General features: G+C 64.8%; 22 protein-coding genes and 1 tRNA gene. 11 read left to right on the top strand and 12 right to left on the bottom strand.

The window, feature by feature from the left end; genetic code table 11:
• Positions 1 to 50: 50 nt before the first annotated feature.
• Complete coding sequence (locus NDN01_RS07445) at positions 51 to 1,997, bottom strand: pilus assembly protein TadG-related protein (RefSeq protein WP_272626719.1); 1,947 nt, start codon at positions 1,995 to 1,997, stop codon at positions 51 to 53.
• A gap of 179 nt (positions 1,998 to 2,176) precedes the next feature.
• Here NDN01_RS07445 and NDN01_RS07450 point away from each other — a divergent pair, with 179 nt between their 5' ends.
• Entirely contained in the window at positions 2,177 to 2,875 is a 699-nt protein-coding gene (locus NDN01_RS07450) for a squalene/phytoene synthase family protein (RefSeq protein ID WP_272626720.1), read from the top strand.
• Between the two features lie 63 nt (positions 2,876 to 2,938).
• Positions 2,939 to 3,403: an EF-hand domain-containing protein gene (locus NDN01_RS07455; protein ID WP_272628079.1), complete on the top strand. Its 465-nt coding sequence runs from the start codon at positions 2,939 to 2,941 to the stop codon at positions 3,401 to 3,403.
• Between the two features lie 293 nt (positions 3,404 to 3,696).
• On the opposite strand, the gene trmFO is transcribed toward NDN01_RS07455, so the two are convergent.
• The 5 genes from trmFO to NDN01_RS07480 all read right to left on the bottom strand — a co-directional run bounded on the left by trmFO (position 3,697) and on the right by NDN01_RS07480 (position 8,313).
• A complete protein-coding gene (gene trmFO, locus NDN01_RS07460) occupies positions 3,697 to 5,013 on the bottom strand; it encodes a methylenetetrahydrofolate--tRNA-(uracil(54)-C(5))-methyltransferase (FADH(2)-oxidizing) TrmFO (RefSeq protein ID WP_272626721.1) in 1,317 nt (438 codons plus the stop codon).
• A gap of 43 nt (positions 5,014 to 5,056) precedes the next feature.
• A complete protein-coding gene (locus NDN01_RS07465) occupies positions 5,057 to 5,503 on the bottom strand; it encodes a hypothetical protein (protein ID WP_272626722.1) in 447 nt (148 codons plus the stop codon).
• Positions 5,504 to 5,729: 226 nt separating this feature from the next.
• The gene (locus tag NDN01_RS07470; RefSeq protein ID WP_272626723.1) at positions 5,730 to 7,073 is read right to left on the bottom strand and encodes a helix-turn-helix domain-containing protein; all 1,344 of its coding nucleotides are present in this window, start codon (positions 7,071 to 7,073) and stop codon (positions 5,730 to 5,732) included.
• The gene (locus tag NDN01_RS07475) at positions 7,070 to 7,450 is read right to left on the bottom strand and encodes a hypothetical protein (protein WP_272626724.1); all 381 of its coding nucleotides are present in this window, start codon (positions 7,448 to 7,450) and stop codon (positions 7,070 to 7,072) included. The genes NDN01_RS07470 and NDN01_RS07475 overlap by 4 nt, the downstream gene beginning before the upstream one ends.
• Positions 7,451 to 7,764: 314 nt before the next feature.
• On the bottom strand, positions 7,765 to 8,313 hold the full coding sequence (locus NDN01_RS07480) for a GbsR/MarR family transcriptional regulator (RefSeq protein WP_272626725.1): 549 nt from the start codon (positions 8,311 to 8,313) through the stop codon (positions 7,765 to 7,767).
• Between the two features lie 363 nt (positions 8,314 to 8,676).
• Between NDN01_RS07480 and NDN01_RS07485 the strand changes: the two genes are divergently transcribed.
• From NDN01_RS07485 to NDN01_RS07500, 4 genes are all read left to right on the top strand, one after another.
• Complete coding sequence (locus NDN01_RS07485) at positions 8,677 to 9,342, top strand: lysoplasmalogenase family protein (RefSeq protein WP_272626726.1); 666 nt, start codon at positions 8,677 to 8,679, stop codon at positions 9,340 to 9,342.
• A complete protein-coding gene (locus NDN01_RS07490) occupies positions 9,317 to 9,748 on the top strand; it encodes a DUF488 domain-containing protein (protein WP_272626727.1) in 432 nt (143 codons plus the stop codon). Before NDN01_RS07485 ends, NDN01_RS07490 begins: the two co-directional genes overlap by 26 nt.
• Positions 9,749 to 9,897: 149 nt before the next feature.
• On the top strand, positions 9,898 to 10,284 hold the full coding sequence (locus tag NDN01_RS07495) for a VOC family protein (RefSeq protein ID WP_272626728.1): 387 nt from the start codon (positions 9,898 to 9,900) through the stop codon (positions 10,282 to 10,284).
• A 300-nt stretch (positions 10,285 to 10,584) separates the two neighbouring features.
• Positions 10,585 to 11,916, top strand: a complete 1,332-nt coding sequence (locus NDN01_RS07500) for a dicarboxylate/amino acid:cation symporter (RefSeq protein ID WP_272626729.1) — start codon at positions 10,585 to 10,587, stop codon at positions 11,914 to 11,916.
• On the opposite strand, the gene NDN01_RS07505 is transcribed toward NDN01_RS07500, so the two are convergent.
• From NDN01_RS07505 to yaaA, 4 genes are all read right to left on the bottom strand, one after another.
• Positions 11,917 to 12,261: a DUF952 domain-containing protein gene (locus NDN01_RS07505; protein WP_272626730.1), complete on the bottom strand. Its 345-nt coding sequence runs from the start codon at positions 12,259 to 12,261 to the stop codon at positions 11,917 to 11,919.
• Positions 12,262 to 12,393: 132 nt separating this feature from the next.
• Positions 12,394 to 15,168, bottom strand: coding sequence for a DNA gyrase subunit A (gene gyrA / locus NDN01_RS07510; RefSeq protein ID WP_272626731.1), 2,775 nt, complete (start codon positions 15,166 to 15,168; stop codon positions 12,394 to 12,396).
• A 97-nt stretch (positions 15,169 to 15,265) separates the two neighbouring features.
• The gene (locus NDN01_RS07515; protein ID WP_272626732.1) at positions 15,266 to 15,955 is read right to left on the bottom strand and encodes an SDR family NAD(P)-dependent oxidoreductase; all 690 of its coding nucleotides are present in this window, start codon (positions 15,953 to 15,955) and stop codon (positions 15,266 to 15,268) included.
• Complete coding sequence (gene yaaA, locus NDN01_RS07520) at positions 15,952 to 16,704, bottom strand: peroxide stress protein YaaA (protein WP_272626733.1); 753 nt, start codon at positions 16,702 to 16,704, stop codon at positions 15,952 to 15,954. The genes NDN01_RS07515 and yaaA overlap by 4 nt, the downstream gene beginning before the upstream one ends.
• Before the next feature lie 193 nt (positions 16,705 to 16,897).
• On the opposite strand from yaaA, the gene NDN01_RS07525 reads away from it, so the two are divergent.
• A complete protein-coding gene (locus tag NDN01_RS07525) occupies positions 16,898 to 18,145 on the top strand; it encodes a tetratricopeptide repeat protein (RefSeq protein WP_272626734.1) in 1,248 nt (415 codons plus the stop codon).
• Between the two features lie 40 nt (positions 18,146 to 18,185).
• On the top strand, positions 18,186 to 19,475 hold the full coding sequence (locus tag NDN01_RS07530; RefSeq protein WP_272626735.1) for a hypothetical protein: 1,290 nt from the start codon (positions 18,186 to 18,188) through the stop codon (positions 19,473 to 19,475).
• Between the two features lie 57 nt (positions 19,476 to 19,532).
• Here NDN01_RS07530 and NDN01_RS07535 read toward each other — a convergent pair whose 3' ends face one another.
• A complete protein-coding gene (locus NDN01_RS07535; RefSeq protein ID WP_272626736.1) occupies positions 19,533 to 20,000 on the bottom strand; it encodes an Lrp/AsnC family transcriptional regulator in 468 nt (155 codons plus the stop codon).
• A gap of 184 nt (positions 20,001 to 20,184) precedes the next feature.
• Between NDN01_RS07535 and NDN01_RS07540 the strand changes: the two genes are divergently transcribed.
• The 3 genes from NDN01_RS07540 (at position 20,185) to NDN01_RS07550 (ending at position 23,691) form a co-directional block, all read left to right on the top strand.
• The gene (locus tag NDN01_RS07540; RefSeq protein ID WP_272626737.1) at positions 20,185 to 22,548 is read left to right on the top strand and encodes a sensor histidine kinase; all 2,364 of its coding nucleotides are present in this window, start codon (positions 20,185 to 20,187) and stop codon (positions 22,546 to 22,548) included.
• A 2-nt stretch (positions 22,549 to 22,550) separates the two neighbouring features.
• Complete coding sequence (locus tag NDN01_RS07545; protein ID WP_443025208.1) at positions 22,551 to 23,600, top strand: polysaccharide deacetylase family protein; 1,050 nt, start codon at positions 22,551 to 22,553, stop codon at positions 23,598 to 23,600.
• Between the two features lie 14 nt (positions 23,601 to 23,614).
• A tRNA-Ile gene (locus NDN01_RS07550) sits at positions 23,615 to 23,691 on the top strand.
• Positions 23,692 to 23,908: 217 nt separating this feature from the next.
• On the opposite strand, the gene NDN01_RS07555 is transcribed toward NDN01_RS07550, so the two are convergent.
• Positions 23,909 to 26,311: a TonB-dependent receptor domain-containing protein gene (locus NDN01_RS07555; protein WP_272626738.1), complete on the bottom strand. Its 2,403-nt coding sequence runs from the start codon at positions 26,309 to 26,311 to the stop codon at positions 23,909 to 23,911.
• Positions 26,312 to 26,318 lie beyond the last annotated feature (7 nt).

Raw genomic sequence — 26,318 nt, forward strand, 5'->3', positions numbered from 1 at the left:
AACCGTGACTCCGCGTTGGTCGCGCGCCAGACTGATCGTGAGACCACGCGTCATTTCGTCAGTCTCAACTGCGAGATTTGATTGGCGATCGACGCAAAGGCAGTTTGCAGGGCGGCTGAGTTGCTCGCACTGAAATATTTCCCGGATGAGGCACAGTTGGTCAACCGCGTCACAGTGTTCGGATCGACATAGCCGAAGGAAACGACCCACAGCGTGATATTCTTGTTCTTGATCGCAGTGCATAGGGCGACGGTCCGGGCGTTTACCTGCTGAGTCAGTGTGCCGGTTGTCGTGCACCCGTCGGTGGGAGCGGTGGAAGCGTCAGTCTGGCGCCGGTCGAACCAGGCCAACCCATACGCTTGATAGTTCGAAACGCTGGTGCAGGGATCGCCATCGGTCATGAAGATCATATGCCGCTGGATTTCACCGCCGCTGGGCGTCAGGGCATTCTGCGAGGCAAAGAGTCCCGTCGGTGACAGGAATCGCGCGCCCCAGATCAGGCCGATGTCGTGATAGGTGTTACCGCTCGCGACCATCTGATCAACATAGTTGTCGAAATTGCTTGCATCCCAGGTCTGCAGCTTGCGGGCTTCAGCCGAGCAGGAATAGCTTTCGCCGGTGTAGTTGGTGAAAGTCGTGATGGGATTTTGGCTGTACGGCGTGGAACTGTTGTTGATGTAGGTGGTGCGTCGCGGATAGACGGCGTCGCCCAGGGCGGGAGCCCATAGGGACGAGGCATCCCAGCTGCTTGGTACCCCATCGATGTCGAGATCGCGCGCGCCTGAAGGGATCGGATCATAGCTGCTCTGCCGCACCGTGGCGCGTTCCTCGATGCAACCATCCCAATTGACCGTCTTGCTGATGAAATTGTCCCCGATGGGCAAGCTGATGCTATCGTTCCAGCCGGTTCCGTTCTTTAGAGGGGACAGATTGATGGACACCGGCTTGTAGAGCCATGCCGGGACGGCGACGGCGCCGCTGGCGTTGACGGTCGTGCGATCATACCAGGCGCGCCGTTCGATCGAGCGTGTACGCACCTGGATCATGCAGATCTTGGTCGAACTGTTATAGACGCGCTGATAGTTGCTTTGCGTGGTGCCGGCATAGGCCTTGAACTGGGTGTCGCTTTCGTTGCTGCCGCCGCTCGCGGTATTCCCCACGATCGTATAGCTGTCCGCCGGGACTGCGAGGTTGTTGCTACACGTGCTGCTGTTGTTGGCGCTGATATAGCTGGTCGTGTCGGACCAGCCGCTATAGCTTCCGGCGTTGCGGGTCGTTGTGCCGTCCCAGCTGTTCCATCTGCCGTACAGGCTTGACTGCTGCCGGGATTGATAGGTCCAATTGTCGGCAAACCAGTTGCTGGGCAAAAGCTTCCCGACATTGACGTTGGTTGCATAGGGTACGAAGCCGAACCGAATCTGAACCTGAGTCCCGGTGCCGCCGCTTGGGGTGCCGGTGGTGCAGTCGGCATCGGTATCGAGACGCGCAACGATCTCGTAGAAGCATTTCACCGCAACCTTGAGACCTGCCATTTTCGAACTGGAGCCTGCCGAGCCGCACGAATTGCCGTTCGAATCGCAGTCCATCGAGCCGGTGTTATCGAGCACGAACATCACGTCCGTGTTCGGCAACCGCATTTCCGCGTCGCAATTGACCGAGAGCGTGGCAAAGGCCCAGTCCTTGGTCACGACCTTGACCAGGGTCATCTGCAACTCGACGGATGCCGTGCCGGATACCTTGCCGGCGCTTTCCGTGAAGCTCTTGGTCAGGTTGCGGGTACCGTAGCCGCTGGCCGGGAAGTTCGCGTCGAAGAATCTGACCGCGGTGGCATTGGGCATACCGTTGCTCTGAGTCCAGATGCCGCCGCCCATCGCCTTGCGTCCCGCGAGGGCACCAGCGTCGCAGGCGTGTTGCAGCCGCGTCTTCGTGATGTACATGCGGCTCATGTCGATGCCACCACCCATCAACCCCGCAAGCGGGACCAATGCGATAGCCATGATCGCAATCGTATTACCGCGTATGTCGCTTGCGAGGCGACTCAGGAAGCCGCGCGTCTCCGCGCGCTTCTTCGGATTCTTCGGCAGCATTTGTTAACCCCCGGTGGAAACAATTCCCGCTCGATCGGCTATGGCGAGCAAGGAATAATCACTCTTCAAGCGATATGGTTAACAGAGCGATGGCAAATGCCTTTTCAGGCGAAAATCTTTCCTTCCCCCACGATTCCGAGTGGGAGCTCGCGCTGCACTATGCGCCGCGTGCGGCGGTGCCTGGCATGGTCGCGCTTTTCGGGCTCGATGCCCTTCTCGCGCAGATCCTTCGCACGACCCGTGAGCCGATGGTCGGGCAGATGCGGCTGACCTGGTGGCATGAAGCGCTGACCCGGCTCGACAGCGCGCCACCGCCGGCCGAGCCGGTCCTTCAGGCGCTGGCGCGACATGTCATTCCCCATGGTATTACCGGCGAGCGGCTCGCCTCGATGATCGAGGGTTGGGAAGAACTGCTCGATGCCCCGCCGCTCGGCGACGAGGCGATCGCGCGCCATGCGGTGCTTCGCGGGGGTACACTGTTCGAGATGGCCGGCGTCCTGCTGGGCGCAAGGGCCTCCGATCCGCTGGCGGCGGCGGGGGAGGGGTGGGCGCTTGCCGATCTCGCCCGTCACCTGCGCGACCGGCCGAACGCCGAACGCGCGCTGGCGCGCGCTGCCGCGCCGCTCGCTCAGGCGAGGCGGGGGCATTGGAGCCGCCAGGCGAGGCTGCTCGGCGCGCTGGCGCACCTCGCGCGCCTGAACCTGGCCGTGCCGCTCGACCAGCCAGTGCCGGCCGGCGCACCGCGCCGGGTCGCTCGTATCCTGCTTCACCGGATGACCGGTCGATAGGCTTCCCCGCCGCCCGGAAAGGCGATAGCGTTTCGCTGGTCGGAGCGGGAGGAGACAGGGATGATGTGGCGCTATATCGCGGGTGGTGCTTCGGCGCTGCTGCTGGTCACCGCGGGAGTCATGCTGTCGACCGGCCGGGCCCGTCCACCCTCGCCGCTGGCGACGCAGCCGGTCGCGGCGGTCGCGCAGGACGAGCCGCTTCCTGCCGGCGTCCCCGAGGCGAGCGAGCGGACCCGGGAACAGAAGCGCTTCGACCGGTACGACAAGGATCGCAACGCCCAGGTGACGCGCGAGGAATATCTCGCCCAGCGGCGCAAGGCCTTTGCGAAACTCGACACCAACCAGGACGGCCAGCTCTCGTTCGACGAATGGGCGGTGAAGACCACGACGAAATTCGCGCTGGCCGACAAGGACAAGTCGGGTGCGATGAACGCCGCGGAGTTCGCGACGACCGCGCCCAAGCGCACCGTCAAGCGCAGGCCGAACTGTCCGCCAGCCCAGGCACCGCGCGAGGACGAGGAAGCCTGATTCTCCAACGGTGCCGCTGTTTTCAGCCTTTCGTTTTTCTTTCCGCTGTTATGTCGGATTTTGGAGCGGAAATCCTGCCATGCTTACAATGGCTTGATGCGCGTTTTCCCTGTTACGGCATAACAGCGGAAAACCTGGCCGCAAAAGCGGAGAAATGGCCGGGATTTTCCGCTGTACCCGGCGGAAAACGGCCCAGCAAATCGGTCATGTCAAAGAGCGTGTCGGGGACCTTGGCCGGCACCCCGATCGCCCTGTGCTGTCACAATCCAGGCGATGGTTGAATCAACGGCAGGTCAGGCCGCGATCCAGGCTCCGAACGCTTCGCGCGCGCGATCGGTGTACATCTTCTTGCGGTCGGCCTTTTTGGTGCGGCCCGGGATCGGGGGCATCAGCCCGAAATTGACGTTCATCGGCTGATAGGTTTCCGCGACGGCCGCGCCGGTGATGTGGTGGAGCAACGCACCGAAGGCCGTCTCGACCGGCGGCGGGACGAGCGATCGCCCGCCAAGCTCCGCCGCGGCGAAGCGGCCAGCCAGCAGCCCGATCGCGGCACTTTCGATATAGCCCTCGCAGCCGGTGATCTGGCCGGCGAAGCGGATGTTTGGCTTGTTCTTCAGCCGGAGCGTCGGATCGAGGAGTTCAGGCGAGCGGATGAAGGTGTTGCGGTGGAGCCCGCCAAGCCGGGCGAACTCCGCCTTCTCCAGCCCCGGAATGGTGCGAAACAGGTTGACCTGTTCGGCATGCTTGAGCTTGGTCTGGAAGCCGACGATGTTCCAGAGCGTGCCCTGGGCATTGTCCTGGCGGAGCTGGACCACGGCATGGGGCCAGCGCCCGGTGCGCGGATCGTCAAGGCCGACCGGCTTCATCGGGCCGAAACGAAGCGTGTCGAACCCGCGTTCGGCCATTACCTCAATCGGCATGCAGCCTTCGAAATAGGGCGTGTCCTTTTCCCATTCCTTGAAGTCGGTCTTCTCGCCCGAGATCAGCCCGGCATGGAAGGCAGCGTACTGATCCTTGTCCATCGCGCAGTTGATGTAGTCCTTGCCCTCTCCCTTGTTCCAGCGCGACTGGAACCAGGCGGTCTCCATATCGATCGAGTCGAAATGGACGATCGGCGCGATGGCATCGAAGAAAGCGAGCGCGTCGGCACCGGTCGCAGCGCCGATGCTGGAGGCGAGGCCGGCGGCGGTGAGGGGGCCGGTGGCGACAATGGCGAGGCCGTCGTCGGGCAGAGCGTCGACCCGTTCCCGCACGACCGTGATGTTGGGGTGCGCGGTGATGGCGGCAGTGACGCCGGCCGAGAAGCCGTCGCGATCGACAGCGAGCGCCGAGCCGGCCGGCACCTTGTGGATATCGCCCTCCCGCATGATCAGCGAGCCGAGCGCGCGCATCTCGGCATGGAGCAGCCCGACCGCGTTGCTGGTCGCATCGTCCGAGCGGAAGCTGTTCGAACAGACCAGTTCGGCGAGGCCGTCAGTGTGATGTGCGGGCGTCATCTCGCCCGAGCCGCGCATTTCGGAAAGCTTCACCCTGAAGCCGGCTTCGGCAAGCTGCCACGCGGCCTCGGAGCCGGCGAGGCCGCCGCCGATGATCTGGATGTCATGAGTCATGGCGCGGGCAGATAGCAGCGTGTCCGGCGATCGGCCAGCGGGGCTAATCCTGGTCGGGCCACGCCGTCAGGTGCCGGCAGATCAGGGCGCAGACGATCCCGGGGACGGTGAAGGAGAGGATCAGGAGGAGGAGCGGGCCCTCGCCGTTGCCGTCGCGCGTCAGGGACGCGACGAAGGGAATCGAAAACAATGTCGCCAACGCGGCGCCGGCAGCAGCCCATACCGAGTATGATCGCGACTTCGGCGCGTGTCGCCCCAACCAGGACATGACCGAGGCGCCGAAGAGGATGGGCAAGCCCCCAATGAACAACCCCACCGGCATCGATGCGGCCAGCAGGAGTATGACGAAGCCGAAATGTTCGACCCCGAGGCTTTGAAGCTGCTCCGGATACTGGATCACGAGGCCGGTCAGTAAAGAAAACAAGAGTAGCGGGCCGACGAGTAACGAGGCTGCGATGGTTCCGGCAAGGATCGAGGAGGTGCTGCGCATCCAGTTTCGCTAACATGCGCTTCTTGAAGGGCCGATAGCGGTGCGCGATCTGCACCGTAAATCCACGCACTGCCCATCGGAAGTCCGACGGAGTTCAACCGTGTCCTCTTTCTCCCCGTCACGGAGAGGGGGACCAGCGAAGCTCGCAGACGGTGCGTTTGCGGAGAACCCCCTCTACCACGCGCTGAAGAAGCGCGCGGTCCCCCTCCCCGTGCCGGGGAGGAGTTCAGGTCGTCGTCTCCTCCTCTTCCGCAAGCTCCGCACAGACCCGAGCAGTGTGCTCGTCGGCGGGGAAGGTGCAGTCGATCCGTATCTCGTCGAGCGTCACGTCGTGCGGTGCCGCGAAGGTCGTGAAGGTTTCGAAGAAACGAAGCTCGCCGCGCGGGCTGCCGAAGATGAAGCTGATGATCGGCGCCGGTTCCTCGCCGAGATCGCGCAGCCGCCAGCGTTGGGGCACGCCGGGATAGCTGAACGCCTCGTCGAGCAAATGCCGCGTCCGGCGATCAGGCGGATTAGCTTTGAGATCATCGTGCAGGTGGCGGATGAAGCGCCCCGCCACCTCGGGCCAGTTGACGATGACCGAGCGGAAATCGGCCGGATCGAAGAGCTGGTGGATCAGATTGGCGTGCGGGCTCTGGCGGCCGCCGGTCAGCAGGTTGTTGAGGCGCACTGCCGCGGCATTGGTCATCAGCACGTCCCAGTGCCGGCTGATCACGAAGGCGGGGTAGGGCTCCTGATGCGTGATGATCAGGTCGACCGCCTGGCGCATCCGGTCGAGCGCCGGGGCGGCGAGATCGCGCTCCGGATGCATGGCCGCATAGCCTGCTGCCCTGAGCAGGATATTGCGCTCGCGCAGCGGCATGGCGAGCGTATCGGCGAGCCGGGATATTGTCTCGCGACTGGCCTGCGCCTTGCCGGTTTCGATGCAACTCAGATGGCGGGTCGATATACCCGCCTCCAGCGAGAGATCGAGCTGGCTCATCCGACGCGCTGCCCGCCATTCGCGCAGCAGCATGCCAATCGGCATCATCCGCTGCGTGTGTGGCCATGGCGACTCCTTGGTTCGGAGCGCCTGAATAGCTGGGTTCAGGGTTCGCTCACGGGTTCTTCGTGCTGGTCGGTGCCGCCACTGGACCCGACGGCGGCACAGCAGCGCGCAGCATGCTCCGGTGAAGGTGAAGGCGATAAGCATGGAGTGTGTATCGGGTCGTCCGTCACCGAAGGCCATGACGGGTACGGCGCAGGCGAGGGCGCCCGCCAGCGCCCACATCACTGGCATGCGGGCCGCCTCGTTGCGGTCCCCTAACCAGGTCATGAGTTTCGCGCCGATGAGATTGGGCAGCAAGGCGAGGAGCGACCCCACCAGCGCCGCAACCAGCCCAAGTATCGGGATGCCCACGATCATGGCGGCGCTCATCCGGACCCCGAAGCCCCGGCCGGGATCGTCTGCCCAGATGCCGATGCAAATACCGAGCAGGAAGAGCGGCCCGGCCGATGCGCTGGCCAGCGTGACGCTGGGCAGGTTGATCGGCGTGCCCGTCATCGTCCGCTCCTCCTGCGCGAGGTTCACGCGAAAGCCTCCTGGCGATTTTCACGATCATCGAGCCAGCGATTCACCTTGCGGCCGAACTGAGCGATGGCGCCCATGTTGAAGAAGTGCATCGCGCCAAGCACGATCACCGCAAGACCGACCTTGCCGCTGAGGAAGCGCATCGCGCCCGTGACTGTCGTCGGTTCCTGGCCGAGACTGAGGGTGAGGGTGATGAAGCCGATATTGACGAGGTAGAAGCCGACCACGAGCAGGTGATTGGTCGAGCGCGCCAGCGTCTCGTTCTGGCCGAAACACTGGATGAGGAAGACGACGCCGTTCTTCGACAGGGTGCGCGCGACCCAGATCGTGATCGCCAAGGTGATCGCGAGATAGAGGAGATAGGTTGTCTCGACCATGGTGATTTCCTTTTTTTCTGTAATGAGAGAAATATGTGGACGTGGAACGGTTTCTCCTTCGACGATTTTGATCCTCAGTGTAGGGTGTTGGAGGCGATCGAAAGCAAGATATCAAAAGGGGTTAGCGGCCGATTTTATTCACGCGAAGACGCGAAGAGACATTGTGCAGGACGAGAACAATCCAGCGTCGATCCCCGCGGCGCACTCCACATTTTTCGATCGCGGCTTCATCAACTATTTCCTTCGTGTCTTCGCGCCTTCGTCTGAACCAATTTTCCTGTCGGGATGAGCGTCGTGCCAACTGCCCATTGGACCTAGTCCGCCTTTGCCTTGGCGCCGGGGATGAAGCGGGCGACCTTGCTGCCGAGCTTCATCAAGGTGACCAGGGTGGGCTTGGGCAGGGTGCGGACCTGATCGTACCAGCCGCCCAAGGTCGAGATGAACTCATGCATGCGCGTCACCCGATCGCGGACATGGGCGGGCGTGGCCTTGTCGTTCTTCATGCGCTCGGACAGTTCGGCGAGCAGGGCGAGGGTGGGGTCGATCTCGCGTCGTTTGCGCTCGGCGGTGATGCGCATCAGCATTTCCCACAGGTCGGTTTCCGCGACGAAATGGTCGCGGCGGTCTCCCTCGACATGGACGCGGCGGACGATGCCGTAGCCCTGCAGTTCCTTGAGCCCGGTCGACACGTTCGATCGGGCAAGGCCGAGGGCCTCCACGATCGCTTCGGCATCGATCGGCCTGTCGGACAGATAGAGCAGCGCGTGGATTTGCGCGACCGACCGGTTGACGCCCCATTGAGTGCCCATTTCCCCCCAATGGAGGATGAAGGCCTTGACGTCGGGATGGTCGGTGATCGTCATATGTTTCTCTTTTCTGTAAAGACAGAAATATAAGATATTGAGTGCTATGTCAACGGGACGTTCGCGCGAGATGCCAGCGCGAAGCAGCAGGTGAATCGACCAACCATATTCCATTGCTCCGGCGAAGGCCGGGACCCAGTCGGGAAGGTTGAAGTAGCTGCGAGCAACGCCAGCCAAGGATCGTCCACCGACTGGACCCCGGCCTTCGTCGGGGATGGCCAGAGGGGTGGGGAACGGTAACTCGTGGGCGTGGCGTGCGGTAGTCCGCCCCTGATGGATCAATGTCGCGATCGCCCGCCATATGCCCGGCCGATCCTCGATCGCCGGATTGCGCGATCGGCCGCGCAGCGCGATACCGGCGTCATGATCAAGACCAAAACATCGCCATTTCCCAACTCCTGGCTCATTCCGGCCGCGATTCTTGCCGGTGCCACCTTCTGGGCGGCGAGCCATATGGGGCTGTCCGGCGCCTTGTTCGTTGCCTGGAAGGGGTTGGCCGTCGGGTTGCTGACGCTCTGCGCCGCTCTTGCCGCGCATGACCGCAACGGCTGGTTGCTCGCCGCGCTGCTGGCGCTGGGCACGCTGGGCGATGTGCTGCTGGAAACCTCCGGCATTGTGATCGGCGGGGTGGCTTTCTTCGCCGGGCATCTGGTCTCGATCCTGCTCTATCTCTCCAATCGCGGGAAAGAGGGGTGCGCAGTGGCGGTTGCGATTGCCCTGGCGGTTCCCGTCGCGGCCTTCGCCATCACCCATGATGCGGGCGCGACGGTCTATGCCGCCGGGCTGGGCGGGATGGCGGGCGCTGCGTGGTACAGTCGTTTCCCGCGGAGACTCGTCGCGACCGGCGCCCTGATGTTCGCCGCGTCTGACCTGCTGATCTTTGCCGAACTCGGGCCGCTGAAAGAGTCGATCCTGCCGGTCCTGACGATCTGGCCGCTCTATCTCGGCGGCCAGACCCTGATCGCCTATGGCGTGCTGAGAACCCTCGAAGCGAGGAAGCGGAATGAAGATCTTCACCATCGGCTATGAAGGCACGACGATGGCCGACTTCCTCGCCGCATTGAAGAGTGCCGGCGTGGAGCGGGTGATCGATGTGCGCGCGTTGCCGCTGTCGCGCCGCCCCGGCTTCTCCAAATCGACGCTCGCCGCTTCGCTGTTCGAGGCGGGGATCGGCTATGTCCATCTGAAGGCCCTGGGTACGCCCAAGCGCGGGAGGGACGCAGCGAAGAAGGGCGATCGCAAGACGCTGGAAGAGGTCTATGCGGGGCAGCTCGAACTGCCCGAGGCCCAAGCCCAGGCAGCACAAATGCTCGATCTGGCGCGGGAGAAGCCAAGCGCCCTGCTGTGCTTCGAGCGTGACCCTTGCGTATGCCACAGGACCCTGTTGCTTGACGCTGTTGGCGAGGGTGCCGAAGTGGTCGATCTGTTCGCCTGAGCAGGCGCTCTTCTCAGATCGACATCATTACATCGTATCCGATGATCTCTACCCTGGACCGGCAACATGACTTCGCCAATCGCTTGCCTGTGAAGTCGCGCCCGCTACGCTGATCCGGTTCGCCTGAACCCCAATCGAAAGACCAAATCATGATCGACCATATGGGCATTGCCGCCTCCGACTTCGACGCCTCCCGCCGCTTCTATGAGACGGCGCTTGCCCCGCTCGGAATCGGGCTGGTGATGGAAGTCACGCCGGAGCAGAGCGGCGGGTATCACGGGCTCGGGCTCGGCAAGCAGGGCAAGCCGTTCTTCTGGGTCGGCAATGGCGGGCCAAAGGGGGCAGGCATCCATATCGCCTTCACCGCCGATGCGCGCGCGCAGGTCGATGCGTTCTACGAAGCCGCGATGGCGGCCGGCGGGCGGGACAATGGGGCGCCCGGCATTCGTGCCTATTACCATCCGAACTATTATGGCGCGTTCGTGCTCGACCCCGACGGCATCAATGTCGAGGCGGTTTGCCACCTGCCTGAATAAGGCCGGCTGCCTGCCCCGGGGCCGGCAGCGCATTTTTCTGACTGAACGACTGGGCGGATTGGCATTCAGAACCGGCCAGTCGGGAGTGCAAGGTGGTTCGCGCAGAGGCGCCGAGGGCGCTGAGAAAGTCCGGTCAGGGGCCCGGGCAGTTTGCAATGACGAACATGTCCACAAGCAGGCAGCTTCTCGGCGGGCGGTGATCAAGTCCGGAAATCAACTCCGCATTCTTTGCGCCCTCTGCGCGGATCCTCCTTTCTGCCGAGGTGGTGCCCAAAGAGGGGAATGTCGATCTGACCCGGGATGGACGGTTTGCCGGCACCCCGGACGCGTGACATACCAGTGCCGGGACGATGGTGGGGACTGCCGGTGGTGATCGCTCGATTGCGCGCGTTGCGGACGGCCGTTCCGGGGCCGGGATGGATGTTGCTGGCGCTGGTGTTCGGCTTTGCCGCCGGGACGCTGATCGGCACTGGCCGGGCAGGCGTGATCGACACGATGCGGCTGATCGGCGGTCTTTGGCTCGATTCGCTACGCATGACGATCGTCCCGCTTGTTTTCGCGCTGGTGGTGACGGGCGTCGCCGACCTGGCGACCGCCGACGATGGCCCCGCGCGGCGGATCGGCGCGCGGTTGCCGTTCGTGCTGGTCGGATTCCTGCTGCTTGCGGCCGTGGTCGCCGCCTTGATCGTGCCGCCGCTGCTGGCGCTGTTCCCCTTGCCGGCCGAAACCGTGGCGGGCCTGCGCGCCAATTTCCCGGCGAGCGCACCGCCCGCAATCCCGTCGACCGTCGAGGCGATCAGGGCGATGGTGCCGGTCAACGTCATCGCCTCCGGCGCAGAAGGGGCGATCGTGCCGCTGGTCGTGTTCGCGGTGGTGCTCGGGCTGGCGCTGAGCCGGATCGGGCGATCACGCGCGGCGGCGACGCTTGAACCGTTTCGCGGGCTGGCCGACGCGATGATCGTGTTGGTCGGGTGGGTGTTGCGAGTGGCGCCTGTCGGCATCTTCGCCCTGGCCCTCGTGATCGGCGCGACTGCCGGGATCGGCGCAGCGCTGGCGCTGGGGCATTACATCCTGATCCAGATTGTGCTGGCGCTGGTGCTGACGATGATCTGTTATGGGCTGGCGCGCTGGCCCGGGGGGATCCCGCTGTGGCGTTTCGCCCGGGCGCTTGCCCCGGCCCAGGCAGTCGCGGCGGGAACTCAATCCTCGATCGCGACCCTGCCGGCAATGCTCGCCAGCGCAGAACGGGTCGGCATTTCCGATCGCGATGCCGCCGTCATCCTGCCGCTGGCGGTGGCGGTGTTCAAGGTAACGGCCCCGTCGGGATCGTTGCTGTTCGGGCTGGCCATGGCGTGGATGGCGGGGATCGAGATTTCGCTCGCGCAGATCCTGATCGCGATCCCGTTGGCGGTGCTTTCAACCCTGGTGGTGATCGGCATGCCGGGGGCAGTCAGTTTCTTCGCCGCCGCGACGCCGACGGCGATTGCCCTGGGGGCCCCACTGGAGCTGTTGCCGATCCTGCTGGCGGTCGACACGATCCCGGACATGTTCCGCACGGTGGCGAACGTGACGGCCGATGTGGCGGTGGCGGCGATCGTTGCACCGCCGGCAGCGGAAGAGCGCGCCGGCTGATCAGCCGGAGACGGGTAAGCGTATCTTGCCCTGCTCGTCGCGGTCGAGCGGGCCATAAGCGATCACGGTTTCAAGCAGCAACGGGCCATAGATGTGCGGAAAGAGCTGGCCGCCGCGTGACGGCTCCCATTTCAGCGTATCGCCCTGGGCAGCGAGATCGACGGCGGCGACATGCAGGCCTGATTGTCCGGCGAAATGCTTGTCGACGGTCTCGTCAAGCTGGGCGGCGGTCGACAGGTGGATATAGCCGTCGGTGAGGTCGACTGGCGCGCCTGCGAAGCTGCCGGTTTCAAGCGCCGCCATCTGCTCGCCCGTCAGCACCTTGTAGGCTGTCGTGTCTCTCATGCGAATTCCTCGTCCCTGATATGTCCCCCGTGCCGTTCGTTTCGAGGGACGTCGAGAAACAGATACCGGGCGCGGGAGGCGGCTTCTCGACGTCGCTCGAAGCGAACGGCGTGTTGAAAGCCGCCCCTTCTCCTAAGCCTCGCCGCCGTCGGCCAGATCCTCGCCAGTATCGCCGTCCGGGGTCGCTTCACCAGCGACCGGACCGTCGGCCAGATCGACCTCTGCCTCTTCCTCGGTTTCCTCGATGCGGGCGGCGGAGACGACATGCTCGTTCTTGCCGACGTCAAACAGCTTCACGCCCGCCGAGCCACGGCCGATCACGCGCAGGTCGCCGAGCGACATGCGGATCAGCTTGGCCTGGTCTGTCACCAGCATGAGCTGATGGCCCTTGGATGCCGGGAAGCTTGCCACGACCGGGCCGTTGCGAGCGATGTTGTCGATATTGGTGATGCCCTGGCCGCCGCGGCCGGTGCGGCGATATTCGAAGGCGCTCGACAGCTTGCCGTAACCGTTGGAGCAGACGGTTAGGATGAACTGCTCGCGGGACATCAGCTCCTCGAAGCGTGCGTCATCCATCAGGCGCGGCGCGCGATCGGCCACTTCAGTGTTCTTCCAGGGGGCGTGGCGGAGATAATCGTCACGCTCGTCCTGGTCGCGGACGCCTACCTTGTGCAGGATCGAGAGCGACATGACCTCATCGCCCGCGGCCAGCCTGATGCCGCGCACGCCGGTCGAGTTGCGGCTCTGGAACTCGCGCACCTCGTCACCGGCAAAGCGGATCGCCTTGCCCTGGCGCGTGGCCATCAGCACATCGTCGGCTTCATCGAGCAGCGCGACGCCGATCAGCCGATCGTCCTCGTCCTCGCCCTCGAATTTCATCGCGATCTTGCCGTTCGAGGGCACGTTGGTGAACGCATCCATCGAGTTGCGGCGCACATTGCCCTTGGCCGTGGCGAACATGACGTGGAGCTTGCCCCATTCAGCCTCGTCTTCCGGCAGAGCGAGCACGGTCGAGATCGTCTCGCCCTCGGCCAGCGGGAGCAGGTTGATCATCGGCCGGCCGCGGGTGGCGGCGCCGCCCTCGGGCAGGCGCCAGACCTTCATGCGATAGACCTTGCCGAGGGTCGAGAAGAACAGCACCGGCGTGTGAGTCGAGGTGACGAACAGCTCGGTGACGATATCCTCGTCCTTGGTCGCCATGCCGGCGCGGCCCTTGCCGCCGCGGCGCTGGGCGCGGAAGGTGTCGAGCGTGGTGCGCTTGATATAGCCCTGCATGGTCACGGTGACGACCATGTCCTCGCGCTCGATCAGGTCCTCGTCGTCGATGCCATCGGCGGCGGCGGCGATTTCGGTCTTGCGCGGGGTGGCGAAGGCGAGGCGTACTGCGGCGAGCTCGTCCTTCATCACGCCGTAGAGCTTCACCCGGTCGCCAAGGATCGCGAGCAGCTCGGTGATCGATTCGGCGAGCGTCTTGAGCTCGTCGCCGATCTCGTCGCGGCCGAGCGCGGTGAGGCGGTGCAGGCGCAGATCGAGGATGGCGCGGACCTGGATGTCGGACAGGCGATAGACGTCGCCCTCGATCTCCTTTTCGACCGCTTCGACCAGCTTGATGTAGGGCGCGATCTCGGCGATCGGCCATTCGCGCGCCATCAACGCGGCGCGGGCGACGGGCGGGCTGGACGAGCCGCGGATGATCTTGACCATCTCGTCGAGATTGGTCGTCGCGACGACCAGGCCGAGCAAGATGTGGGCGCGCTCGCGAGCCTTGGCCAGCTCGAACTTCGAGCGGCGGGTGATGACCTCCTCGCGGAACTTGACGAAGGCCTCGATGATGTCGCGCAGGTTGAGCGTCTCGGGCCGGCCGCCGCGGATGGCGAGCATGTTGGCCGGGAAGCTCGACTGGGCCGGGGTGTGGCGCCAGAGCTGGTTGAGCACGACCTCGGCGGTCGCATCGCGCTTCAGGTCGATGACGATGCGCACGCCGTGACGGTTCGATTCATCCCGGATGTCCGAGATGCCTTCGATCCGCTTGTCCTTGGCGGCCTCGGCGATCTTCTCGACCAGGGCGTTCTTGCCGGTCTGGTAGGGGATTTCGGTGAGGACGATCGAGCGCTTGTCGTTCCGGCCTTCCTCGACGACATGGCGCGAGCGGACCATGATCGAACCGCGCCCCTCATGATAGGCGCCCTTGCAGCCGGCGCGGCCGAGGATGATGCCGCCGGTCGGGAAATCCGGACCCGGCACGATCTCCATCAGTTCGTCGATGGTGATCGCGTCGCCGCCGTCGAGCGAGCGCTCGATATAGGCGAGACAGGCATCCACCACTTCGCCGAGATTGTGCGGCGGGATGTTGGTCGCCATGCCGACGGCGATACCGCCGGCGCCGTTGACCAGGATATTGGGGAAGCGCGCCGGCAGCACCGTCGGCTCCTCGCGCGAGCCGTCATAGTTGGGCGCGAAATCGACCGTGTCCTTCTCGATATCCTCGAGCAGGGCCATCGCCGCCTTGGTCAGCCGCGCCTCGGTATAGCGCATCGACGCCGGCATATCCGGATCCATCGATCCGAAATTGCCCTGGCCGTCCATCAGCATCACGCGCATCGCCCAATCCTGGGCGAGGCGGGCGAGCGCCATGTAGATCGAGCTGTCGCCATGCGGATGGTAGTTGCCCATCACGTCGCCGACGATCTTGGCGCATTTGCGGTATGGCCGGCCGGGGACGAAGCCGCCTTCCTGGCTGGCGAACAGGATGCGGCGATGCACCGGCTTCAGCCCGTCGCGCACGTCCGGCAGCGCGCGGCTGACGATGACGCTCATCGCGTAGTCGAGATAGCTCGACCGCATCTCGTCGACGATCGAGATCGGTGAAATATCGGAAGGGTCGGCGAGGATGGTCTCGTCGGTCAAAGTTTCGAGTCTTTCGGAAAGTTATATGTCTGCTGGATGACGGTCTAGCGAAGCCGGCTCCCGATGTCACGCGTGCGCGCGTACGCGTGAGGGCCAATCAGGGGGCGATCTCTACACCGTCCCAGGAGAAATGCTTGCCGCTGTCGGGAATCTTGAGGCCATCGATGCCGTCGAGGAGTTGGACCGCCGCGCGATCGGGGTCGAACAAAGTGCCGGGCGTGACGCTCGCCTGAAACCGGCGTGACAGGGCGGTGTCGACCGTGCCCGGGTGGAGCGCGACGACGATAGACCGGTCGTTGCGGCGCCTTTCCTCGATCGCGAGGGTGCGGACCATCATGTTGAGCGCTGCCTTCGACGCGCGATAGCCGTACCAGCCGCCCAGCCTGTTGTCCGCGATGCTGCCGATCCGTGCCGACAGGACAGCGAAGACGGTACGGCCGGTGCGTGGCATGAGCGGCAGGAAGTGCTTGGCGACGAGCGCGGGGCCGATCGTGTTCACCGCGAACAGGCGGGCGAGCCATGCCGGGTCGAGTTCCTGCATGGCCTTTTCCGGGGCACGATCGCTCTCATGGAGAATACCGGTCGCGACGATGATCAGGGATGGCGCGGGACCTCTGGTGACGAGCGCAGCGGCCGCGGCGATGCTCGCTTCGTCGGTCAGGTCGGTGCCGGTCCCGCTGCGGGAAAAGCCGTGGACCGTGTCGAAGGCGCCTTCGTCAAGCAATGCGGCATGGAGCGCGCCGCCGATGCCGCCCGACGCGCCGATGATGACCGCGCTGCCGCTCATGCGCGAACGAAGCGCCAGCTGTCGGGTTCGCTGGCCTCGGCATCGAAACGATAGCCGGCGCTGTCGAACCCTTTCATCGACTCGGCATCGGCGATTCGGTGCTCGCACAGCCAGCGCGCCATCATCCCGCGTGCCTTCTTGGCGTGGAAGCTGACGAAGCGGGGGCCGTCAGGGCCGGGTTCGCGGAAATCGACGTTGATGACCCGCAGCCCCCCGAGCCTGTCGGCGACGGCGGCGAAATATTCCTGGCTCGCGAGGTTGAGCACCACGCCCGAACCTTCCTCCTCGACATCAGCGCGTACCGCCTCCGCGATTCGGTCGCCCCACCATGCGTAGAGGCTCTTGCGGCGCGGCGCCCAGCGGGTGCCCATTTCGAGCCGATAGGGCCGCATCGCATCGAGCGGGCGGAGCAGGCCGTAGAGGCCTGAGAGCATCCGCACATGATCCTGGGCGAAGGCGACCCCCGATTCGTCAAGCGTCCGTGCCTCAAGACCGAGATAGACATCGCCGGCAAAGGCGTAGAGCGCGGGACGTTCCGGCTGGGCATCGAACCCGGCAAAACGATCGGCGTTGAGCTTGGCCAGCTTCTTCGAGATGTCCATCAGTTCGGACAGACGCTTCTGGCTCAGATTCGCGGCCGACGCGGCGAGGCTGCTCGCCTCCGCCGCGAAGCGCGGCGTCGTCGTCCCGACCGGCGGCACCGGCCGTTCATAGTCGAGGGTCTTGGCGGGGGAGAGAAGGGCGATCACCCGTCGCGCCTAGGCGGGGGAAACGGCCTGAGTCAAAGGGGCTGTCGAAAGTCGGGAGCCGAACATATTCAATGCGCGTTCAGAGCCTCGATGCCATCCGGTCTCAATCCCGCCGCTTGAACGGCGATGCCCCGCCAATTAGAGGCGTTTGCGAATTGAACGCTCGCCCTATTCCGCCTGAGGAGTTTTCCCGATGAAACTGGTCCACCCCGTTGCGTATGCGCTGATGCTTTCCTTGGGTGCCACGGCGATGGTCGCCGTGCCTGCCGCCGCCGCCGAGAAAAAGAAGAACGAGAAGGACGCAGCGCCCAAGATCGTCCCGTCGCCCGGGTTTGCCAAGCCCGCGGTCGCCGTCGACACCGCGATCAAGGCCAAGGACTATGCGACGGCCGAGACTCAGCTCGCCGCGGCCGAACCGCAGGCGAAGACCGATGACGACCGGTATTTCGTGGGCATGTTCCACCTGCAGATCGCCAGCGCGAAGAACGACAATGCGGGCGTGGCAAAGGCGCTCGACCTGTTGCTGGTCAATCCCAAGACGCCGGCCGATTCGCTCCCGGCTTATTACAATGTGCGCGGCTCGATCGCGCTCGACCAGAAGCAGGAAGCCGACGCGGTCAAGTATCTGCTCAAGGCGCGCGAACTTGGCTATCCGGGCACCGACACGACCGTGTCGCTGGCGCGGGCCTATGGCGCGACCGGCAAGATCGATGAAGCGATCGCCGAGCTGGACAAGGCCATCACCGCGGAGACCGCGGCCGGCCGCACCGCGCCCGAGACCTGGTATTCCTTCGTCGTCAGCAATCTCTATGCGAAGCACGATGTTCCGCGGGCCGAAACCTGGCTGGTCCGCCAGCTCAAGGTCTATCCGAAGATCGCCACGTGGCGCACCGGCGTGAACAATTTCCGCAAGGTGAACGATCCGACCGGGACCAAGTTCACCAAGGGCCAGAAGCTCGACATGTTCCGCCTGATGCGCACCAGCAAGGCGCTGAACGACAGCAACGACTATTACATCTATTCCCAGTCGGCACTCGATTCGGGACTGCCATGGGAAGCCGCGGCGGTGATCGACGAGGGGCGTGCCTCGGGCAAGATCCCCGCAAGCGATGGCGGCATCGTCCGCGTCTACACTGCGGCACAGGCGGCGATGAAGTCGGAAGTCTCCGCGTCGACGGCTGCCGGCAAGTCCAAGCCCGCGGTTGCCGGCGACATCTATCTGGCGGCAGGCGACTATGCCAAGGCGGCTCAGTCCTACACGGCGGCAGCCGGGCAGGCCGGTGTCGATGCGAATGCGGTGAACCTGCATCTCGGCGTGGCACTGGCGAACCAGGGCCGCAAGGACGAAGCGAAGGCTGCCTTCGCCAAGGTAACCGGCGCGCCGCAGGCCGATCTCGCCCGTCTGTGGACGATCTGGCTGGACTCGCCGCCGCTGGCGTGATTCACACGGACCGACAGCGCCGCATTTGGAGAGTTTGAGTATGAAGACCATTTCGATGACGGCGCTGGCGGCGGCGCTGCTGGTGCCTCTGGCGGTATCCCCCCCGATGGCCGTGGCCGCGGGCAAGAAGGAAGTCGCGCAGCCGGAAAGCCCGACGAACTTCGTCCTGTCCAAGCAGGTGCGGGATTCGGCGGCGGCGGCGGCGGTGGCGCTGAAAGCCAATGATCTTGCCGGCGCCGAAACCGCGATCTCGACGATCGAGCGGACGGCGAGCAACGACAGCGAGCGCTATGTCGGACGGACCCTGCGGGTGCGCCTGCTGAGCGCTTCGCCGCCGACGGTGCAGAGCCAGACAGCGCTGGTGAAACCGCTGACGGAGCTGATCGCCGATCCGCGCACCTCGAAGGACGACGTGGCGCGGTACAATTACACGCTCGGCGATTTCGCCTATGCGCGGAAGGATTACGCCAAGGCGGTGCAATTCTATCGCCAGGCGCGCGAGAACGGCCTGCGCGACGACGAGCTGAACCTGCAGATCGTCCGTGCGAACGTGGAGGGAGGCCAGGTCTCAGCCGGTGCCGCCGAGCTCGATTCGATGATCGCGGCGCAGATCGCGGCGGGCAAGAAGCCGCCCGAAAGCTGGTATCGGTTCGCGGCGCAGCGCCTGAGACTGAAAAAGGCGCCCGAGGCGGCGGCGTGGACCGGCAAGTGGCTTGCTGCCTATGGGAGCAGGGGCAACTGGCACGACGCGATCGCGGTCAACGGCTTCAAGGACGAGGACGAAAGCAAGCTGCCCGCGGCAGAGCGCCGGGATCGCGACACGAGGTTCGTCGACCTCTACCGGCTGATGCGCGTCACCAAGAGCCTCGGCGGCGAGAAGGAATATCTGGAATATGCCCGGCGGGCCAACAATCTGGGCCTGAAGGACGAGGTGAAGTCAGTGATCGAGGAAGGGCGCGCCTCCGGCGCGATCCCGCCCAAGGAACCGGAAAGCGTCCGCCTGCTCGCCGCCCCGGCCAAGGGCAAGGCGGCGCCGGCCGCGCCGACCGAGGCGGCCGCGCGAAAGGCGGCCAATGGCGCACTGGCCGCGCAGCTTGGCGATGTCAGCATCGGCAAGGGCGCCTATGCCAAGGCGATCGAAATGTATGACGTGGCGCTGGAGAAGACCGTCAAGGATACGGACGACGTCCGCCTGCATCGCGGCATCGCTCTCGCGCTGTCCGGCGACAAGGAACGTGCCCGCGCCGATTTCGGCGCGGTGGCCGCCGCACCCGACAGCGACACGGCGACGCTCTGGAAGATCTGGCTGGATAGTCCGCCTGCCGTTTGACGCCCGGCGGCACGGCATCGGTTGAGAAGGGGCGGCACATTGCCGCCCCTTTTTTTGTCAGTCCTGCCGTACCGGGATGCCCGGCAGTGCCTTGGCAGTGCGGATCGTCAGGGAGGTCTTCACGCTCGCCACATTGGGGGCGGGCGTCAGATGAGTCGTGAGGATTTCCTGGAAGCTCTTTAGGTCGGTCGCGACGATCTTCAGGATGAAGTCGATCTCCCCGTTGAGCATATGGCATTCGCGAATCTCGGGGATTTGCGCGACATGGTCCTCGAAAGCGGCAAGATCATGCTCGGCCTGGCTGCGCAGGCTGACCATCGCGAACACCGTGATCGGATAACCGAGCGTCGCCGCGTCGAGTTCGGCATGATAGCCGCGGATCGCGCCGACTTCTTCCAGCGTGCGGACACGGCGCAGACAGGGGGGGGCGGTCAGACCTACACGTTCCGCCAGATCGACATTCGTCATCCGGCCATCATCCTGCAGCAATCCCAGAATCCGCCGGTCGATCGAATCAAACGCCATTACACAAAGCTCCCCGCCGGCTCTGACTTTCTGGCGAGCGGCCAGCGTTCAGCATAAGATAATTGCGAGCGAACGCAATTGTCCCACATTGCTACGTGTCAAAATCAGCTGTTTCACTCCCGAGTCCGGCCGGTTAAGAAATCCTTAGGGCACGACCGTCGTGACCGGTTGGGGAAAGTGACCTTTGCGCTTCGACGACAGTCTGGAAACGGTGCTCTCGGCAGACATGTCGACCCCGTTCGGCGCGCAATCGGCATGGCGACAGCTGGTCGACCTGATCGGCCGGCGACGCGTGCCCCCCGGTATCAGCGCGATTGCGAAACTCAAGGCGATTCGCCGACATGTGCCGCCCCCGATCCGTGCGGCCAGCGCACGGGGCCTGGCCTTTGCCGATCCGCCCGCGGCGCTCGTCCAGCTCTTCGCCGAAGACGATCCGGTGATCGCGGCGCCGGTGCTGCGCACCGCCCGCCTGCGCGCCGACGAATGGATCGCCATGCTATCCGGCATGTCGCCCGCGGCTCGATCGATCCTGCGCCATCGTCGCGACTTGCCGCCGGTGGTGAGTCGCGCGCTAGAGGGCTTCGGCAGCGTCGATTTCGTGCTGTCGGCCGGTACAGCGGTCGCGCTGGACGAGAGGCGCGCCGGGACGCCCGCGGCGCCGGTCGAGGTGGAAATCCCACCGGCGGTCGAGATACCCGGGATCGAGGCCGGAGAAGCCGAGTCTGCGGAAGTCGAATCCGATGGGGCCGAGGCTGGCGGGGTCGAGGCCCCGGAAGTCGAGACTGAAGAGGTCGAGACTGAAGAGGTCGAGACTGGCGCAATCCGATACGAGGGATATCCGCCGGCCGAGGCGAAAGAGGCGACAATCGACTGGACCGATGTGCTCGGCCCGCTCCCCGCCAACGAACCGGAGTCGGCGATCCTTCACGTCACGGCACCCAAGCCGGAACAGGCAATGCCTGAGCCGGAAGTCACGGAGTCGCGAACTGAGGAGCCGCGGCTTGTCGCCCAGCCACGGGACGTGGTTGTGAAGCCTGTCGTCGAAGCACGGTTGATCGCGCCGCCCGAATCCACCTTCGTCTCGTTTGCCAGTGTCGCACTCGGATTGCCGGTGGTGGCCGAGGCGTTTCGTCAGACTGGTGATGCGGGCGAATGGATTGAGCCACCCCAGCCTGCCGAGGCAGCAGAATCCTTCGAACCTGCCGAAATTCCAGAGTCCGCTGAAATTCCCGAGCGCGCCGAGAGCTCTCAGCCAGTCGAAGCGCTCGCATCCGGGCCACCCGAGATGGTGGCCCCCCAGACAATCGCCTCGGAGCCAGCCGGCCCAATGCCAGTCGCCGAAGTGATCGAGATCGCCAAGCTGCAGCCGCCGCCGGCCGAGGCAGCGTCGGGCATGTTCCAGATCGCCGAGCTGGTCGCCCGGATCGACGCATGGCAGCGCCAGCGCGACGAATCGCCTGCGTCACCGATCCAGTCGGAAATCCAGCCCGAGCTGTTCGAGTTCGAATCAGTCCAGGCGCAGAGTTTCCGCTTCGAAACCGATGCGTCGGGCGTCGTCCGCTGGATCGAGGGGGCTGCCCGCGCGCCGTTGATCGGGCTTTCGCTCGATCTCGCGGCGCTGCCGGGCGGGTCGCGCGTCGATGGTGCCGCAGCGGGTGCGTTTCGTCGCCGGGCGGGCTTCGCCAATGCTCGCCTCGTCGTCGATGGCGAGTCGGATGCGGCCGGCCATTGGCGAATCACCGGCATTCCGGTGTTCGATCGCGAGAGCGGCCGCTTCACTGGCTATCGCGGTACCGCCCGCCGCCCACGCCCAGACGAGACCGCCGAACCGCGCCCGAACCGCAACCCTGCATCCGACGCGCTACGCCAGCTCGTCCATGAGCTGCGCACCCCGACCAATGCGATCGCGGGCTTTGCCGAAATGATCGAAACGCAGATGCTCGGTCCTGTACCGCAGGTATATCGCACTTATGCGACCGACATCCGCAATCAGGCGGGCAGCCTGCTGACGGCGATCGACGATATCGACATGGCGGCGCGGATCGATTCCAAGGCGCTCGACTTGCGCCCGGGGGAGGTGTCGCTGGTGCCGTTGCTGAAGCGGATTGCGGACGACCTCGCACCGCTGGCGACGCTGCGCGGCACCCTGATCGACGTCTATGCCGGCGACCGCGAGCTTGCCATCGCGGGTGACGACCGGGCGGTCGAGCGGCTGATCGGGCGACTGATGGCGACTCTGGTCGCATCCGGTGGGCGGGACGAACGCATCGGCATCGCCGCGACCCTGGAGGCGGACAGTGTCGTCGCAATCGTGTTCGATCGCCCGGCCGCGCTCGCTGCTTATGGTGGCGACAGTCTGCTGACGATCGATGCCGAGGCCGAAGCAGAGCGGGACGGTGCGCCCCTGCTCGGCACCGGCTTCGCCCTGCGGCTTGCCCGGAACCTCGCCGCCGAGCTGTGCGGCACTCTTGTCATTGCCGACAAAGCCTTGACTTTGCGCCTCCCGGCCGCCGTTATCGACAGCGTGGAGCAGGTTTCTTTAAACTGATCGTGGACCAGTCCACATCATCTCAAGGCGCGGTGCCGGGATACCGCGTCCCGCCACCGCCCGCCGCCGACCTGATCGCCTGGCCTGAGGGTTTCGGTACACGTTTCACGATCTTCGTCGATACCGAGGAGGAGTTCGACTGGAACGCGCCGCTCGGGCGGGATACCCATGGCCTGTCGCACGTGGCAGCGATCCCCGAGGCGCATCGGCGCTTCGCCGATCGAGGCGTCCCGCTGACCTATATGGTCGATTACCCGATCGCGACCGACCCGCAGGCGATCGACATGCTCAGCGCGGTGCTGGCCGACGGTGTCTCGGCAATCGGCACTCAGCTGCACTCCTGGGTCAATCCACCGTTCGACGAGGCGCTGACCCCGGCCAACAGCTTTGCCGGCAATCTCCCGGAGGCACTCGAAGCCGCCAAGATCGATGCGCTGACCGCCGCGATTACGGCGGCGTTCGGCGCAGTCCCCCGCGCCTATCGCGCGGGGCGCTACGGCATCGGCCCCGCGACGTTCGGCCTTCTGGCGGCAAGGGGCTATGTGCTCGATAGTTCGATCCGGTCGGCCTATCGCTATTCGGACGAAGGCGGGCCCGATTTCGGCGCGATCGGCAATCATGCGTTCAGGGCAGGACCGGGCGGTGCGATCATCGAACTGCCGCTGACCACGGTCTTCACCGGCTTCGCCCGGCGCGGCGGGATCGGCCTGTACAATGCGCTTGGCAGGCTACCCAAGGGCCGCGGCATCTTCGCCCGGACACATTTATTGTCGCGCGTCGCGCTGACGCCCGAGGAAATGCCGCTTGCCGATGCGCTGGAGGCGGTCGCGGTCGCGGTGGGAGAGGGGGTACGGGTGCTGAACTTTTCCTTCCATTCGCCATCCGTCGCGCCGGGGCACACGCCCTATGTCCGCGACGCAGCCGGGCTCAGGGCTTTTCATCATTGGTGGGACCGGATCTTCGCCGATCTGGAGCGGCGCGGGGTTGCGCCTGCCTCGCTTCGCGAAATCATCGACACGGCGGCCTTGCCACCGGCAAGTGCGCTCCGCTAACGAGCGCGTCGGTGGGGCCTGTAGCTCAATTGGTTAGAGCTGCCCGCTCATAACGGGTAGGTTGCGGGTTCAAGTCCTGCCGGGCCCACCAACGTATCCTTCATAGCTTCGATATGGCATATATAAATCCTTGCTTATCAAGGACTTTCTGAAGAATCTTCACTCAAGCTCATCCGGGGGGGAGATTGCGGTTCCTCGTCGCATCTGCGCGTTCACCGGGGTATCGACGAAGAGAATTTCAGGCTGGCCGAGTCGGGAGGACCCTGCCTTCCGAGACCGGGCCGGTCGCGGCGCGATCGCGACTATCTTCAGAAACCGGCGGCGATGCCGACGCGGATGCTTCGCGGTTCGAGCGGCGTGCGCTGATCGAGATTGCCGGTCTGAAGCAGATTCCCGACCGAAAATCTGTTTCCGCGACTGTCGAGCAGGTTCCGCATGTCGACGAACATTTTATATCGCCCGATACGATACTCGGCGAGGGCGCTGGTCTGCAGGAAATTGCCCTGCGGCACCCTGAGGAGCGGCCCCACGCCGACCCATGACCGGCTCACATAGCGCAACCCGACGCCAACAGTGAGCGTCCGCCCGGAAGGAAAGATCTTGCGATAGTCTGCCGCAAGCCGGGCCGTGACGGCGGGCACATTGGGCAATTTCTGGCGACGCGTGATCTCGATGTCCCGCGCGGGCTTGTCGAGGTTGCTTTCCGCGAGGAATATCCCGCCGGAAAGATTGATTCCCTTGCGTGCCTGCCAGTTCGCGTTGAATTCCAGCCCGTTGACGTGACCGTCGCCGACATTGGCGGTGAACGGCCCGTCCGGCCCGGTGAGGTCGGCCTGGATGTTCCGCCACCGCGCGGCGGAAACGCTGACATTGCCGCTCAGCCCATGGCCGTACGCGCCGAACCGAATGCCCCCTTCGATGACGTCAAGCGTATCGGGACGGAAGCCGGACACGCCTACCTGGCCTGCGACCCCAGTCTCGCCGAACGGCACGACGGCGAAGCCGCCGACGCGATAGCCGCGCTGATAGCGGAGATAGCCGGTCATCGCCGCATTCGCTCGCCAGGTCATGGCCACGCCCGGCGCGAACACGACAGTGTCGCGATCATTGGTCACGTAATCCAATTTCAGTTCATCGCGAGTCGGCAATATCTCAAATCCGCGGAGCCGGATCGCTGACAGCCGACCGCCAACGGTGACCTGCAGCCGCGGCGCAACATCGACGGTCGCCTGCCCGAACACCGCGGTATCGAGCACATAGCTGCGGATACCCCGAAGGAAGTTCAACGTTTCGTCCTTGCCGATCAGATAGAGCAATTGATCGTCGCTCGAGGTGATATGCGCGCCGATCACCCACCCGGTCCCGTCCGCCCGGAGCCGGGAAAGGCGGGCCTCCGTGGTCAACAGATACGCCATGTTGAGCGAATCCGCTTCGGTGGCCTCGACGCCGGTGAGCTTGCTCGCGTCATAGACCGTAACCTGCTGATTGCGTACCAGCCCGATCGAGCCGACCAGTTCCTTGCCATCGTCCCACAGCTTGCGGACGGTGATCTGGCCCAGATAGAAGCGGCTTTCCGAAGGTTCGGCGATCGAGGTCGCGCGCGACAATGGCCGTCCGGTTCCTTCGGTATATTGCGCATCGCCGTTGCGGGTCGACTGAAAGGCACCGCCGAGTTCGACTGACCAGTGGTCGCCGGGCTCGAAGAAGAATGAGCCCCGCGCGCCGAGCTTTCGCGTATCGTTCACGTCCTTCAGGCCGCGCTGCAGATCGTCGATATAGCCGGGCGACCAGCTGCCATAGCCGAGCACGCGAACCGCGGCACCTTGCCAGAGCGGCACGTTGACCACGCCCGCGGCGTCGCCCCCCATGCCGCCATGCCATGTCGCGCCGACTGCCGCCTGGACGCTGCCTTCCCAGATACCCGGCTTCGCCTGATGCGGGATGAGGCGGACCACGCCGCCCAGCGACCCCGCGCCATAGAGCGTTCCCTGCGGCCCCTGGAGTATCTCGACGCGTTCCATATCGTAAAGACTGAGATCCGGATCGGGCGCATTGTAGTTCAGCTGCACCTCGCCCAGATATTGTCCCACCGTCGCCTGACTGGCGCCCGAGAAACTGCTGTCGGCGATGCCGCGGAGGAAAAGTTTCTCGCGACCGGGGCCTAGGCTGGTCGAGGTAAGCACTGGCAGTTCGTCGACCAGCGCTCCCGTGCCGCGCGCACCGGCGTAACGCAGGCGTGGCGTATCGAACCACACCACCTCCGCCGCTCCGGGATAGAGATCCAACGGGTTGCGCTGCTTTCCGGCGGTGACGACGATATCCGTTGGCTCCTCCGCCGGCGGTGGCGAGACGGGCGGCGGAATAACCGGTTTCGGACGAGCGGGGGGCCTGGGTCGCGATGGCGATGGGCGCTCGATCCTGAACGCACCGGGGCCGATCCGCGCGGCGACGAGCCCCGTGCCAGCGAGAAGCCGCGTGAACGCAGCCTCGATCGTCAGCCTGCCCCTGACGCCTTTGCTCCGCGTGCCATTGATGCCGGAAACCGTCGTCGCGACATTCACGCCCGCTTGCCGGCCCATCGCGACAATCGCATCCACCAGCCGGCCGGCGGGAATATTCAGCGTGATCTTGTCACGGTCAGCGGCCTCGGCCGGCGTCGCCACAGCCGAAATGATGGCAAAGAGGAAACCGCCCGCGACAAACCGTGACACGTGAATC

This window comes from Sphingomonas sp. QA11 (assembly GCF_028473665.1).
GTDB classification, from domain to species: Bacteria; Pseudomonadota; Alphaproteobacteria; order Sphingomonadales; family Sphingomonadaceae; genus Sphingomonas; species Sphingomonas phytovorans.